Origin of the sequence: Mesorhizobium sp. ESP-6-4 (assembly GCF_020164735.1) — a bacterium.
Classification (GTDB): domain Bacteria; phylum Pseudomonadota; class Alphaproteobacteria; order Rhizobiales; family Rhizobiaceae; genus Mesorhizobium.
The window spans coordinates 17,275-31,359 of sequence record NZ_JAIUGS010000008.1 but is presented as its reverse complement, the minus strand read 5'-3'; the positions used below and the strand labels follow the sequence as shown (position 1 = coordinate 31,359).

The 14,085-nt window shown below is 64.4% G+C and carries 15 protein-coding genes; 10 read left to right on the top strand and 5 right to left on the bottom strand.

Going from position 1 to position 14,085, the window contains the following annotated elements; all coding sequences use genetic code 11:
- Positions 1-11 precede the first annotated feature (11 nt).
- The 9 genes from LB523_RS16680 to LB523_RS16640 all read left to right on the top strand — a co-directional run bounded on the left by LB523_RS16680 (position 12) and on the right by LB523_RS16640 (position 9,224).
- On the top strand, positions 12-1,190 hold the full coding sequence (locus tag LB523_RS16680; protein WP_224604704.1) for a D-alanyl-D-alanine carboxypeptidase family protein: 1,179 nt from the start codon (positions 12-14) through the stop codon (positions 1,188-1,190).
- A 72-nt stretch (positions 1,191-1,262) separates the two neighbouring features.
- Positions 1,263-1,937: a dTMP kinase gene (gene tmk, locus LB523_RS16675; RefSeq protein ID WP_224604702.1), complete on the top strand. Its 675-nt coding sequence runs from the start codon at positions 1,263-1,265 to the stop codon at positions 1,935-1,937.
- Complete coding sequence (locus tag LB523_RS16670; protein ID WP_224604700.1) at positions 1,934-2,989, top strand: DNA polymerase III subunit delta'; 1,056 nt, start codon at positions 1,934-1,936, stop codon at positions 2,987-2,989. Before tmk ends, LB523_RS16670 begins: the two co-directional genes overlap by 4 nt.
- A gap of 127 nt (positions 2,990-3,116) precedes the next feature.
- A complete protein-coding gene (gene metG / locus LB523_RS16665; RefSeq protein WP_224604698.1) occupies positions 3,117-4,667 on the top strand; it encodes a methionine--tRNA ligase in 1,551 nt (516 codons plus the stop codon).
- The gene (locus LB523_RS16660; protein WP_224604685.1) at positions 4,667-5,461 is read left to right on the top strand and encodes a TatD family hydrolase; all 795 of its coding nucleotides are present in this window, start codon (positions 4,667-4,669) and stop codon (positions 5,459-5,461) included. The genes metG and LB523_RS16660 overlap by 1 nt, the downstream gene beginning before the upstream one ends.
- 3 nt (positions 5,462-5,464) lie before the next feature.
- Positions 5,465-6,286 carry an MBL fold metallo-hydrolase gene (locus tag LB523_RS16655; RefSeq protein ID WP_224604682.1) on the top strand — a complete coding sequence of 274 codons (822 nt, stop codon included), beginning with the start codon at positions 5,465-5,467 and terminating at the stop codon, positions 6,284-6,286.
- A gap of 340 nt (positions 6,287-6,626) precedes the next feature.
- Positions 6,627-7,469: an alpha/beta fold hydrolase gene (locus LB523_RS16650; protein ID WP_224604681.1), complete on the top strand. Its 843-nt coding sequence runs from the start codon at positions 6,627-6,629 to the stop codon at positions 7,467-7,469.
- Positions 7,470-7,607: 138 nt separating this feature from the next.
- Positions 7,608-8,051 (top strand): class I SAM-dependent methyltransferase, encoded by a 444-nt coding sequence (locus LB523_RS16645; protein WP_224604674.1) that lies wholly within the window; start codon positions 7,608-7,610, stop codon positions 8,049-8,051.
- A gap of 258 nt (positions 8,052-8,309) precedes the next feature.
- Complete coding sequence (locus LB523_RS16640) at positions 8,310-9,224, top strand: agmatinase (RefSeq protein ID WP_224604671.1); 915 nt, start codon at positions 8,310-8,312, stop codon at positions 9,222-9,224.
- A 16-nt stretch (positions 9,225-9,240) separates the two neighbouring features.
- Here LB523_RS16640 and LB523_RS16635 read toward each other — a convergent pair whose 3' ends face one another.
- The 5 genes from LB523_RS16635 to LB523_RS16615 all read right to left on the bottom strand — a co-directional run bounded on the left by LB523_RS16635 (position 9,241) and on the right by LB523_RS16615 (position 12,766).
- Positions 9,241-9,651 (bottom strand): hypothetical protein, encoded by a 411-nt coding sequence (locus LB523_RS16635; protein ID WP_224604669.1) that lies wholly within the window; start codon positions 9,649-9,651, stop codon positions 9,241-9,243.
- 3 nt (positions 9,652-9,654) lie between these two features.
- A complete protein-coding gene (locus LB523_RS16630) occupies positions 9,655-10,530 on the bottom strand; it encodes an aldose 1-epimerase family protein (protein ID WP_224604667.1) in 876 nt (291 codons plus the stop codon).
- A 179-nt stretch (positions 10,531-10,709) separates the two neighbouring features.
- On the bottom strand, positions 10,710-11,426 hold the full coding sequence (locus tag LB523_RS16625) for a Bax inhibitor-1/YccA family protein (RefSeq protein ID WP_095765448.1): 717 nt from the start codon (positions 11,424-11,426) through the stop codon (positions 10,710-10,712).
- 36 nt (positions 11,427-11,462) lie between these two features.
- The gene (locus LB523_RS16620) at positions 11,463-12,236 is read right to left on the bottom strand and encodes an anti-sigma factor family protein (RefSeq protein WP_224604664.1); all 774 of its coding nucleotides are present in this window, start codon (positions 12,234-12,236) and stop codon (positions 11,463-11,465) included.
- Positions 12,233-12,766 (bottom strand): sigma-70 family RNA polymerase sigma factor, encoded by a 534-nt coding sequence (locus LB523_RS16615; protein WP_411966472.1) that lies wholly within the window; start codon positions 12,764-12,766, stop codon positions 12,233-12,235. Before LB523_RS16615 ends, LB523_RS16620 begins: the two co-directional genes overlap by 4 nt.
- Positions 12,767-12,899: 133 nt before the next feature.
- On the opposite strand from LB523_RS16615, the gene LB523_RS16610 reads away from it, so the two are divergent.
- Positions 12,900-14,084, top strand: a complete 1,185-nt coding sequence (locus tag LB523_RS16610) for an aromatic amino acid transaminase (RefSeq protein WP_224604657.1) — start codon at positions 12,900-12,902, stop codon at positions 14,082-14,084.
- Position 14,085 lies beyond the last annotated feature (1 nt).

Below are 14,085 nucleotides of genomic sequence, written 5' to 3'. Positions count from 1 at the left end.
GTCGACATTTCATGCAGTTCCGCATTTTTCTGCCTTTCGCCAGCCTTCTGGGATTGGCGCTGGTGTTGCTTTGCGCCGCCCCGGCGAGCGCGCAGCTCTTCGAGACCAAGGCGGCGCAGGCGTTCATGATCGATGCCGACACCGGCACGGTGCTCTTCGCCAAGGACCCCGACAAGCCGATTCCACCGGCCTCGATGGCCAAGCTGATGACGATGGAAATGGTCTTCAATGCCATCAAGTCGAAGCGGATCACGCTCGACGACACTTTCGTCGTCAGCGAAAACGCCTGGCGCACCGGCGGCGCGCCGTCCGGTACCTCGACCATGTTCGCCAAGCTCAAATCCGAGGTCCGTGTCGAGGATTTGATCCAGGGCGTCACCGTGCAGGCCGCCAATGACGGCTGCATCGTGCTGGCCGAGGGCATGGCGGGCTCGGAAGCGAATTTCGCCACGCAGATGACCGATCGCGCCCGCCAGCTCGGCCTCTCGAAATCGACCTTCGTCAATTCGACAGGCCTGCCGGCCGACGGGCAGCAGACGACGGTGCGGGAGCTGACGATGCTGGCGCTGCATCTGTGGCGCGACTATCCGGAGTTCTTCCACTATTACGGCCAGCCGGACTTCACCTGGAACAAGATCTCGCAGAGAAACCGCAATCCGCTGATCGCCATGGGCATCGAGGCCGATGGCTTCGTGGCAGGTGCCAGCGAGCAGGGGGGCTTCGGCCTGGTCGGCACCGTCAGCCACAACGGCACGCGCGTGATCGCCGCGCTCAGCGGACTGGCCAATGACCGCGAGCGCTCCGAAGAGGCGCGCAAGCTGCTCGAATGGGGCTCGCGGTCATTCCAGAAGACCGAGATCTTCGCCAAGGACGAGGTGGTCGGGGAAGCACAGGTTTTCGGCGGCGCCAAGTCCGGCCTGGCCTTGAAAGCCAAAGGCCCCGTGGACATCTTTCTGCCGATAGCCAACCGCGACAAGCTGACCGCCAGGATCGTCTACCAGGGTCCGGTGTCGGCACCGGTCGAGGAGGGGCAACCGGTCGGGGAATTGCGCGTTTGGATAGGCGAGACGCTGAGCCAGCAGACGCCGCTCTACGCCGCAGAATCGGTCAAGGTGGGCACGCTGCCGCAGCGCGCGTTGGACGCGGCCAAGGAACTCGCTGTCGGCTGGCTGCGGCAGAAACATTTGTGATCGGGCAAGTTCGTGGACCTTTTGTCGGACGGGAGCTATGACAGCGGCCAGCGCGAGCAGAGGCAATCTCGATTGGCGAGTGGATTTTTCATCACCTTCGAGGGCGGCGAAGGAGCAGGCAAGTCGACGCAGATCGAGCGGCTGGCGCGGCGCATGCGCGCCAAGAAATACGAGGTCCTGGTCAGCCGCGAACCGGGTGGATCGCCCGGCGCCGAGGCCGTAAGGCATGTGCTTCTGTCCGGGGCGGCCGAACCGTTCGGCCCGAAGATGGAGGCGATCCTGTTCGCCGCCGCGCGCTCCGACCATGTCGAGCAGGTCATCCGGCCGGCGGTCGAGCGCGGCTCGATCGTGCTGTGCGACCGTTTCATCGATTCCTCGCGCGTCTACCAAGGCGTCACCGGCGGGCTCGATGCCGATTTCATGAAGGCGCTGGAGGCGGTGGCCATCAACGGCATGATGCCCGACTTGACCCTGATCTTCGACATCGATCCCGCTGAAGGCCTGAAACGGGCCGCCGCGCGGCGCGGTGCCGGTGACGCCGCCGACCGCTTCGAGAAGGAGACCCTGGCCATCCACCGGCGGCGGCGCGAGGCTTTCCTGGCCATCGCCGCGGCGGAGCCGGAGCGCTGCATCGTCATCGACGCTTCCGCCGATCCCGATACGGTGGAGAACGTCGTCACCGCCGCCGTCTTCGCGGCGCTGGAAGAGCGGATGCCGGCGCAAAGGGTTGAGACGGCGCCGGCATGATCTTCGAACGCATCGCTCCCGAACAGCACGACACGCTGGACGGCGTGCCCGAGCCCGCCGAAACGCCGCGGCTGATCGGCCACGCGTCCGTGGCAGGCATGCTTGCCAGCGCCTACCGCGCCGGCAAGCTGCCGCATGCGCTGATTTTCACCGGGCCGCAAGGCATCGGCAAGGCGACGCTGGCGTTCCACATGGCGCACCATCTTCTGAGATATCCGGATTTCAAGACGGCGCCCGACACGCTTGCCGTCCCTGATCCCGCCTCATCGCTGTTTCGCCAGATCGCCACCGGCGCGCATCCTTCGGTGCTGCATCTCACCCGTCCGGCCAACGAGAAGACCAAGAGCTTCAAGACGGTGCTGACCGTCGACGAGATCCGCAAGGTCAGCCGCTTCCTGTCGATGACCTCGCATGACGGCAGCTACCGGGTCGTCATCGTCGATCCGGCCGACGACATGAACACCAACGCCGCCAATGCCTTGCTCAAGAATCTCGAAGAGCCGCCGGCGCGCACCCTGTTCATTCTGGTGGTGCATGCGCCGGGCAGCCTGTTGCCGACGATCCGCTCGCGCTGTCAGATGGTGCGGCTGGCGCCTTTGGCCGCCGACGAGCTGATGGCGGTGCTGGAAAATGTCGAGCCGCCGCCGCCGGAGGATCCGGGCGCGCGCGCAGCGCTGGCCGAGCGGGCAGGGGGCAGCGCCCGCAACGCGATCCTGCTCACCCAATATGGCGGGCTGGAGATCGCAGGCGCGCTCGACACGCTGGTGGCGGCCAGGAAGCCCGACATTGCCGACGCCCATCGCCTTGCCGAAGCCGTGGCGGGACGCGACCAGGCGATCCAGTTCGACATCTTCAACCGCCGCGCGCTCGACCTGCTTTCGACCGCCGCCAGTGACGCCGCGCTTGCCGGCGATCTCGCCCGAGCCAAAACCCTGTCCGAGGCTTGGCACGAGGCGCTGAACACGATATCTGAGGCTGAGACCTACAACCTCGACAAGAAGCAGCACGCCCTGACCATGATCGACCGCCTGAATTCTGCGATGCGAATGTGACGGCTCGTTCGATGCATGCCGTTGGCCCAGTTTTGGGCGGCATGCATTGGCCTCGGGATGGCAATCGACGTTCCGATGCGATATCCACCGCCACAACTCACATTCAGATATTCATGACGGTTCATTCATGTCACGCGACACATTCTACATCACGACCGCGATCTCCTACCCAAACGGCAAGCCTCATATCGGCCATGCCTATGAGCTGATCGCCACAGACGCGCTTGCCCGCTTCCAGCGGCTGGACGGCAAGGATGTCTTCTTCCTGACCGGCACCGACGAGCACGGCATCAAGATGCTGCAGACGGCGCGCAAGGAAGGCATCACGGCGCGCGAGCTCGCCGACCGCAACTCGGCCGAGTTTAGGCGCATGGCCACCGCGCTCAACGCTTCCAACGACGATTTCATCCGCACCACCGAGGAGCGGCATTATGCATCCTCCCAGGCGATCTGGAAGGCGATGGCAGCCAATGGCGACATCTACAAGGGCGGCTATGCCGGCTGGTATTCGGTGCGCGACGAGGCCTATTACGGCGAGGAGGAGACCGAGGTTCGCCCCGACAATGTCCGCTACGGGCCGCAGGGAACGCCGGTGGAATGGGTCGAGGAAGAGAGCTATTTCTTCCGGCTCTCGGCCTACCAGGACAGGCTGATCGCGCTTTACGAGAGCCAGCCCGATTTCATCGGTCCGGCCGAGCGCCGCAACGAGGTGATGAGCTTCGTCAAATCGGGGCTGAAGGATCTGTCGGTCTCGCGCACCACTTTCGATTGGGGCGTGCCGGTACCGGGCGACGAAAAGCATGTGATGTATGTGTGGGTCGACGCCTTGACAAATTACATCACCGGCATCGGCTATCCCAATGAAAACGATGAGAAATGGCGCTTTTGGCCAGCGGATGCGCACATCATCGGCAAGGACATCGTGCGGTTCCACGCCGTCTATTGGCCGGCCTTCCTAATGTCGGCGGGAATCCCGTTGCCGAAGCGCGTCTTCGGCCATGGCTTCCTGTTCAACCGGGGCGAGAAGATGTCGAAGTCGGTCGGCAACGTCATCGACCCGTTCACCATGGTCGAGCACTACGGTGTCGACCAGGTGCGCTATTTCTTCCTGCGCGAGGTGCCGTTCGGCCAGGACGGCAATTACAGCCATGAGGCGATCGTCAACCGCACCAATGCCGATCTTGCCAACGGCCTCGGCAATCTGGCGCAGCGCTCGCTGTCGATGATTGCCAAGAACTGCGGCGGCAAGGTGCCGGCGCGCGGCGACCTTACCGAGTCCGACACGGCGATCCTCGACCAGGCGGTCGAAGCGCTGGCCGTTTCTCGTCGGGCGATGGCGGAGCAGGGCATCCATCTGGCGCTGGCGGCGATCTTCGGCGTTGTTGCCGAAGCCGACCGCTATTTCGCCTCTCAGGAGCCGTGGGCGCTGCGCAAGACCAATCCGGAGCGCATGGAAACCGTGCTGTGGACGACGGCCGAGCTGGTGCGCCGGGTGACGCTGCTTTGCCAGCCCTTCATTCCCGGATCGGCCGCCAAGCTGCTCGACCTATTGGCAGTGCCTGCTGACAGCCGCGCTTTCGAGCACGTCCATGCCGACCACGCGCTGGAGCCAGGCACTGCCTTGCCGGCGCCGGAGGGCGTATTTCCGCGCTATGTCGAGCAGGATGGCAACAGCTGATGCTGGTCGACAGCCATTGCCATCTCGACTTCCCGGACTTCGGCGAGGAGCGGACGGCTGTCGTCGCCCGCGCTCTCGCCGCCGGGATCGGCCGCATGGTGACGATCTCGACGCGCGTGAGGCGATTTCAGCAGGTCCTTGAAATCGCTGAATCTTTCAATGAGGTCTATTGCTCTGTCGGCACCCATCCGCACAATGCGGCGGAAGAGCTCGACGTCACCACTGACGAGCTGGTGCGGCTTTCCGGCCATCCCAAGGTGGTGGCGATAGGCGAGGCCGGGCTGGACTACTATTACGACAAGGCGCCGCGCGTTGCGCAGGCGCAAGGCTTTCGCACCCACATCGCCGCCGCGCGCCGGACCGGCCTGCCGCTGGTCATTCATGCGCGCGATGCCGACGAGGACATGGCGGAGATCCTCGAGGACGAAACAGGGAAGGGCGCCTTCCCCTTCATCCTGCACTGTTTTTCGTCCGGACGCAGGCTGGCTGAAGTCGGCGTGGCGCTGGGCGGCTATGTCTCTTTCTCCGGCATCCTTACCTTCAAGAACTCCGCCGAACTGCGCGCCATCGCCGCCGACGTCCCGCGCGACCGGCTCCTGGTCGAAACCGACGCGCCCTACCTTGCGCCGGTCCCGCATCGCGGCAAACGCAACGAACCGGCCTATGTGGCGAACACGGCCAAGATGCTCGCCGAGACCATCGGCGTCAGCGAGGCCGAGATCGCCGATATCACCACCGGGAACTTCTTCAGGCTGTTCACCAAGATGCCGCGTCACGAAACGGCTGCGGGCTGAGGCATGAGCGACCGGCTGCGCTTTACCGTTCTTGGCTGCGGCTCATCGCCCGGCACGCCGCGCATCACCGGAGATTGGGGCAATTGCGACCCCAAGAACCCGAAGAACCGGCGCATGCGCACGGCCGCGCTGGTCGAGCGGATTGCCGCCAACGGCGCGCGCACCACGGTCATCATCGACACCGGGCCGGATTTCCGCGAGCAGATGCTGCTGGCCTCCGTCAAGCGCATCGATGCGGTCGTCTACACGCATCCGCATGCCGACCACATCCACGGCATCGACGATCTGCGCGGCTATGTGCTCGAGCAACGCCATCGCATCGACATCCATGCCGACGAACCGACCATGCTGCGGCTGCGCCAGGCGTTCGGCTATTGCTTCGAGACGCCGCCAGGCAGTTCCTATCCGCCGATCGTCAAGTCGCATCTTATCGACCACGCCAGGCCGGTCGTGATCGAAGGCGAGGGGGGCGCCCTCACCCTTGAGCCGCTGCCGCAGTTCCATGGCGACATCATCTCGCTCGGCTTCCGCATCGGCGGGCTTGCCTATTGCCCTGATATCAGCGGCTTCCCCGACGCCACCGTTGAGCGTTTGCGCGGCCTCGACACGCTGGTCATCGATGCGCTGCAGTACAACACCCATCCCAGCCATCTGTCGCTCGGTCAGGCACTGGAATGGATCGAAAAGCTGGCGCCGAGGAACGCCGTGCTGACCCATATGCATGTGCCGCTCGACTACGCTATTGTGATGGCCGAGACGCCGGAGCATGTCGTGCCGGCCTATGACGGCATGGCGATCGAAATTCCTTACGAGTCAGAGCGGTAGCGACAGCTGTTCAGTCGGCGCCGCAGTTTGTCCGTCGAAAGCTTCGCTGCGATCTCGAAGCCGAAGCGCTGCCGCGAAGCTTGTCGCCGGCAGGGAAAGCCGCAGCAATTTCCTGGATATGCCCACTACGCCTCAGTTCCATAATCTATCTTATGCGACTTTCCGATATGGCAACGGAGATGCCGGCAGCGTGATGTCACACAGCCCTGCTCGCCAGCCGCACGGAGCTGTTGTGCATTGACGGGTACGAACAGGAGTCGTCCCTCATTGCGGCAGCGAGTGCTCGGAACTCAACCACCGAACCTCGCGTTGGCCTGGTGAACGGTTTGAGGACCTTTGCATGCGTTCACGGCTTGAGTTGGCAAGCGGCACGGAATTGTCTTTCCTCACGGCTGGAGAGCGCTCCAAACCGGCTCTGCTGCTTCTTCACGGTTTTCCGAGTTCCTCCAGGACCTTTCGCCACGTCATTCCCGCATTGTCGAAGGTGGCTTATGTGGTTGCTCCCGACATGCCGGGGTTCGGCATGTCGGATGCTCTGCCAGAGCCGTCCTTCGATGGTTTTGCCGATGCGGTCTCGGAGTTGCTCGGCCAGCTCTCGGTCGGCTCCCGCTACATCTACCTTCATGACTTTGGCGCGCCGGTCGGGCTGCGGATAGCCATGCAGGCTCCCGATGCGGTGTTGGGCTTGATCATCCAGAACGCCAACGCGCATCGGAGCGGAATGGGGCCATCCTGGAAGGCGACGCAGGACTTTTGGGCCAATCCGAACCCAGACAATGAAGCGAAAGCCACCGCGCATCTGACCTTCGAGGGCACGCGAGATCAGTATGTGGCAGGTGTTCCCGACGATGTGGCCGCACAAATTCCGGACGAGAACTGGGAGGAAGACTGGCGCGTGATGCAGCGACCCGGAGGCATGGAGACGCAGCGCGCGCTCATTGCGGACTATGGCAATTACGTCGCTCGCTTCGACGCGATTGCCGACTATCTGCGTCGCAGGCAGCCACGCGCCCTGATGCTGTGGGGCCGGCACGACGCGTTCTTCGACCTGGCAGAGACGCTGTCATGGATGCGGGCCTTGCCGAGGATGGAAGCACACATTCTCGACGGGCCTCATTTCCTGCTGGAAACGCATGCCAACCAAGCTGCGTCGCTGATGGTCGACTTCCTGCAACGGCAATAGAACAGTCCTTGAGTCTTGCCAACCCGAACGCGGTCGACGCCTGGGGCTACATTGTCCGGGATCAATGTTCTGGCCGCTGCCCTGTCAGCCATTTCCGTCTCGCTTGCCTGGCGCAGACCAGCTTGGATAGTTTATTTCATGGCTGCCGGAATCTCGGATCGGATATCCGCCTTCGTCGAAGCGCTTCCGTTGAAGCCGGGACTTCGCGTCCTGGAGATCGGATGCGGTCCCGGCGTAGCCGCTCGCGATGTCGCTCGCCGCATCGACGGTGGTTTCATTCTGGCCATCGACCGCTCGGAGAAGGCAATCCGATTGGCGCGGGCGCGATCGGCTGATGAGATGGCTTGGGGCTGCCTTGATTTCAGGCATGCGGCAATCGAAGACTTCGCATTGAGTGCTGACGAGGCTCTTTTTGACATCGCCTTCGCCATGCGGGTCGGCGCGCTCGACGGGCGTCACCCCGAGGCGCACCGTGCGGCCCTGACGCGGATCAAGGCGGCGCTGCAGCCGCATGGCAGGCTTTTCATCGACGGCGGCGATCCGCTGAAAGAGATCGATTTGGTTCGTGGCTTACCGTCCTAAAAACCACCGAGAAACGTCGCCAGGATATTTCAGGCATTCGGCAAGCGCCGCCTTGTCCGAAGCACGTGGTTTTTCCCCGGCCACGCAGGCGAGATGGCGCAAGGAGCAAAGCACAAACCGGCGGCATCAGAACGTTTGTCATTGCCGTAGCCCTACTGTGTTGCGCGAGACGCGAATTGTCGCAAAACTCCAGGCCGAAGCAGCTACCCTGCCCAAGCTGCCATAGCGCCGCGGCGCAACAAGGAAAGCATCCAGAAAATGACCGCCTCGCCTTCCTTTCTCGGCTTTCCCGATCGCCTCGCCGACGGGCGCGTGCCGCGAGCCGTGATCTTCGGGGCGGGTCATGGAAGCACCTATCGCGGTCAGAACAGCAGCGGCCATGCCTCGGCCGCCGGCGCCATCCGAGCTGGAAGCCAAGATGACATTCCGCTGATGGAGCACTGGGATTTCGACCTCGGCGGCCCGCTGTTCGATGGCGGACCGGTCTGCTGCGTCGATGCCGGCGATGTCTTGACCACCATGCATGACAATGCCGGCAACCGGGCCCGTATCGAGGCGAAGACGCGCGAGGTGCTGGTACTGCCGGCGGTGCCGATCCTGCTTGGCGGCGACGATTCCGTCGTCATTCCCTTCCTCGCCGGCTTTGCCGATCACGGACCGGTCTGGATCCTGCAGATCGATGCCCATATCGACTGGCGCGAAGAGGTGCATGGCGAACGCTACGGCTATTCGAGCCCGATGCGGCGGGCGAGCGAGATGGCGCATGTTGCCGGCATCGTGCAGGTCGGGCTGCGCAGTGTCGGCAGCGCCCACCTCGCCGAAATCGAAGCGGCGCGGCGCTACGGCAGCCGCTTCGTAACCGCGCGCGAGGTACATGCCCTGGGCGTGGAAGCTGCTCTCAAGCATATACCTGACGGAGCGTGGGTTGTCGTCACTCTCGACTGCGATGGCCTCGATCCCGGCATAATGCCGGGCGTGGCCGCGCGCACGCCTGGCGGCCTCAGCTACACGCAGGCGATCGACCTGATCGCAGGCCTCGGCAAGCGGGCGAGGATTGCGGGATTCGACCTTGTCGAGCTCTATCCTCCCGCCGACATTGACGGTCTGTCGGCCATCACCGCGTCGCGTCTTGTTGTCAACGCGATCGGCGCCATTGTCCGGCATACCGGCTGAGATCCGACCGGGTGGTCTAGAAAAAGCAGTTCAGAAACGCCGCCGTCACGTCCGAGATGCCGACGATCTTGTTGGTCGCCTGGCGGTAGAATTTGAAGTTGAGCTCGGTCTCGGGCCGGCTGTCCTTCCAATCCTTGAAGCGCTTGAGCTCATTGCGACCCAAATGTCTCGTCGCCAGGGCGGTGCGGCGGACGGCAACGGTGACGCGCGGCGTCTGCCGTTCGAGATCCGGACGCCTGGGGGTGGCCTCGGAGGATGTCACGACGCCGCGGGCGACAAGCCCCTGCCCGCCCTCGCTTTCGCTGGCGAACAGGAAGATGACGTCGCCTTGGGCGATGCACTTGCCGCCATACATGGTTTTCTGGGCGGCGAACACGAACGTCTCCGCCGCCGGGTCCTCGATCTCGGTCTTGATCGCGTATGCCATGCCCTACGGTTCCCGGGTGAGGCCTATCCGGTAGCTCAGCACGCGCCGGCCGCTCGGTTCGATCAACATGAGGCCCGGCTTGTCGGCGAATTCGCCGTCGAAATCGACGGGACTGGCGACGCCGTGCCAGGGCTCGATGCACAGGAAGGGCGCGCCGCCAGGCTTGGACCAGATGCCCAGCTCATTGAATCCCTGCCACGACATCTCGATCGCCGGCCCGCGGCCGGCGCCGTAGCGCACGCTCTTGCTCATCGGCTTATCGAGGATGACGGCGTCGTCAACGAACAGTCTTTCGGACAGCGGCAGCGTCCTTCCCCGGACGGGCGTCATTTGCGGGTCCGGCAGCAGCAGCCCGTCCTTCAGGCGGCGGATCGGCGCCGGCTCGTTGTCGGCGAAGGTCAGCCGATAGGCCTCCTTCGGCAGTTCCGGCAACAGCGGCCAGTTGAACGCCGGATGCGCGCCGATCGAGGCCGGCAGAGGCTCGTCGCCGGTATTGGCGATCTCGAAGGTCACGCCGAGTTGCCGTGGTTTCAGCTCGTAGCTGATGGCGAGACGACAGGCGAAGGGATAGTGCGTTCGCGTCTCGGCGTCGTCCGTCAGGACCAATGTGCAGGAGGCCGGCCCCTGCTCCGCCCAGGCAAAGCGCCGGTCGCGGGCAAAGCCGTGCTGCGTCATCGGATAAGTTTGGCCGCGATGCCGCAGCTGATCGCCTTTGAGCCGGCCGACGATTGGGAACAGCACGGGCGAATGACGACGCCAGGCGGGGCCTGCCTGCCACAGAAGCTCGGTGCCGTCGCCATCGCGCAGCGAGACCAGTTCGGCCCCCTGCCCGACGATGGTCGCCGAAATGCCGTCAGCGTGAAGCGTCAGCTGGTCCATTGCGTCCTCGCGGCTGGCAGGTTTGGCTGGCAGGCTAGCAAAAGGCCGCGCGTGAACTCAAGCGCGGCAGGCAGATCGCCCTTTGGTCGTCAACGCTTGGTGCGCAGTCGACAAAAAAGTGGCCGGAGGTTTCCCTCCGGCCGTGGCGAGGTCAACAGTGTTGCCTGCTGCGGTCCGGCCTATTCGCGCTCGCCGGTGAAATTCAGCAGCAGCTGGAAGATGTTGATGAAGTTCAGATAGAGCGAGAAGGCGCCGAAGACGGCAAGCTTCTGCTGCGATTCCGCATCGAAATTCTCGGCATACTGCTCCTTGATCGTCTGCGTGTCCCAGGCGGTCAGGCCAATGAACACGGCGATGCCGATCACCGAGATGGCGAACTGCAGCGCGGTCGAGCCGAGGAACAGGTTGACCAGGCTGGCGATGACCACGCCGATCAGGCCCATGATCAGGAAGGACGAGAACTGCGTCAGGTCGCGCCTGGTCGTGTAGCCGTAGAGGCTGGTGGCGCCGAACATCGTGGCGGCGATGAAGAAGGTGCGCGCGATGCTGGTCGAGGTGAAGACCAGGAACACCGAGGCGAGCGACAGGCCCATGACGGCGCAGAAGGCCCAGAACATCGCCTGCGCGCTCGCGGCCGACATGGTCTGCATCCTGAACGAGAACAGCATGACGAAGGCGAGCGGCGCCAGCATCACCACCCATTTCAGCGGGCTGGAGAAGATCGGTACATAAAGCGCCGGCGTCGAGGCCACGAAGAAGGCGACGAGGCCGGTAACGACGAGACCGAGGCCCATATAATTGTAGACGCGCAGCATGTGCTTGCGCAGGCCCTCGTCATAGACGGCTCCGGCCTGGACGCCGGTGCCCATTCGGTATCCCAGATTGGGGCTGTTCATTCGGTTTCTCCTTGGTTCTCGGCAGAGGGTTTGTTTTCAATAGAGAGTTCTGGCGAGTTTCTCGGCGGCACGGTCGAGGCTGCCGGCGTCGCCGCGTCCGACCACCGCATAGGCGACCTCGCCGATCTGGAAATACGCGGTTGAGATGTCGTCGGAGGGCGCGATCGCCGGCTTCACCACATCGAACCTGCCCGGCCTGATGGCGAACAACGAGACAAGACCGAGGTCCTTGGTGTCGACCGCTACCTCGACGCTCGGCCCGAATTGCGAGGGATAGACCTGGACGTCGCGAATCTTCCAGTCGTCAGGCAGCGACGGCATGACGATCGCGGTGGCGGCGCGAATCTCGTCGGGATCGTAGCCCGGAGCCTCTTGCTGCGACGGCATCGTCTCGCGCACCAAGGTCGTCCTGTGCGCCCGGACCGCGTCCTCGACATAGGCCGGCGGCTGCGTCGAGGCGACCACCTTGGTCACGGCGATCGGCCCGAAGGCGCCGTTGGCAAGCCAGCCTGCCGCGACCAGGACGGCCGCTGCCGCCGCCCGCTGCAGCACGGCAAGCATGCGTCCCCTGGCAAGGCCTCTTTCCAGCCGGCGCGCCGCTTCTGTCGTGGCCGGACGCGCCCTGCCGACAGGGCTGGCAAGCGCGACGCGCAGTTCGTCGCGCGTCCTCAGATCGGACATCACGCGCGCCGCCACTTCCGGGCGCGCGGCGAGGTGCGCCTCGACCTCGATGCGGCGGGCGACATCCAGCTGATCGTCGACATAGGCGTCGAGATCGGCATCGGTCACGGGGTCGACAATAGCGGTCATTGATCGTCTCCCACGATCCTGAGATGAGGCCTGGCTTTTGGCGCCGCGCCCTCTTCCATCTCGCGCAGCGCGGCACGCGCGCGGCCGATGCGCGACATCAGCGTTCCGGGCGGCACGCCGATGACTTCGGCGGCCTCCTGATAGGAAAGCCCTTCGATGGCGACGAGATGGAGCGCGGAGCGCTGTTCCTCCGGCAGCGAAAGAAACGCTTCCCGGACCTGCGACAGGCGAACCGAATGGTCCTGCGACGCCGGCACGCTCTGGTCGGCGACAAGGCCGGCCTGTTCGATGCGCGCCGCCTCGGAGCGGCGCGAGCGCATGCGGTCGATGAAGACGTTGTGCACGATCGCCAGCAGCCAGGCGCGCAGATTGCCGCTTGACCGAAAGGTCGCGCGCCGCTCATAGGCGCGCACCAGCGCGTCATGGACGAGATCCTCGGCCTCAGTGCTGTCGCGCGTCAGCGAGCGCGCATAGCGCCGCAGCGAACCCAACTGCCCGACGATATCGAAGCGTGCCATCGACCGTTTCATGCCCTGTTTACGGAGCATGTAGGGGTTTTAATCCCCTGCCCGGCATTTCTTTTCGTGTTGCCGCCACAGCGGAAACCGCTGGCGCGGCGGGATCGATTTGCGTATCACTCCGCCGCCATTGGAGTCCTTTTCGATGTTCGAGACCCTGCAGCCCGCGCCCGCCGACAAGATCCTTGCCTTGATCGGCCTCTATCGCAACGACCCACGGCCCGGCAAAGTCGACCTCGGCGTCGGCGTCTACAAGGATATCGACGGCAAGACGCCGGTGATGCGCGCGGTGCGCGAGGCCGAGAAGCGGCTGCTGGCGAGCCAGGACACCAAAACCTATCTCGGCCTTGCCGGCGACACCGGCTTCAACGCCGCCATGATCAAGCTCGCCTTTGGCGAGAAGGCCGACCATTCGCGCATCCGCGCGGCACAGGCGCCGGGCGGATCGGGCGCGCTCAGGCTGGTGGCCGAGCTCGTGCAGCGCACGCGCCCCGGCGCGACGGTTTGGCTGTCCGATCCTACCTGGCCGAACCATCTGCCGGTGATGCGCGCCGCTGGTCTGCAGGTTCGCGACTATCCCTATTTCGATGCCGCATCGGGCGCTGTCCGCTTCGACGAGATGCTGGCGGCGCTAAAAGTTGCCAACAGCGGCGATGTCGTGCTCCTGCATGGCTGCTGTCACAACCCGACCGGCGCCAACCTCGATATCGCGCAATGGGCCAAGGTCGCCGATGTGCTTTTGGATCGCGGCTTGCTGCCTTTCGTCGACATCGCCTATCAGGGCTTTGGCGAAGGCCTCGATGCCGACGCCGCCGGTCTGCGGCTGCTGGCCGGCAAGGTGCCGGAAATGGTCGTCGCCTCGAGCTGCTCGAAGAATTTCGCCGTCTATCGCGACCGCGTGGGCGCGGCGATGATCATGGCCAAGGACGGCGCGCAGGCAGATGTGGCGATGAGCCAGATGCTGGCGGCGGCGCGCGCGCTGTATTCGATGCCGCCGGATCACGGCGCGGCGGCGGTGCGCATGGTGCTCGAAGACGCCGCCCTGAGGAAGGACTGGGGGACGGAGCTCGAGGAGATGCGGCTGCGCATGTTCAGGCTGCGCGTCGCTTTTGCCGAGGCGTTGCGCCGGCAGTCCAATTCCGACCGCTTCGATTTCGTCGCCAGCCATCGTGGCATGTTTTCGAGGCTTGGGTTGACCGAGGCGCAGGTCGAACGCCTGCGTGCCGAGCACGCCGTCTATATGGTCGGCGACAGCCGCATCAACGTGGCCGGCCTGCCGGAGGACGGCATGGACGATCTCGCCAAGGCGATCGTCTCGGTGCTTGACTGAG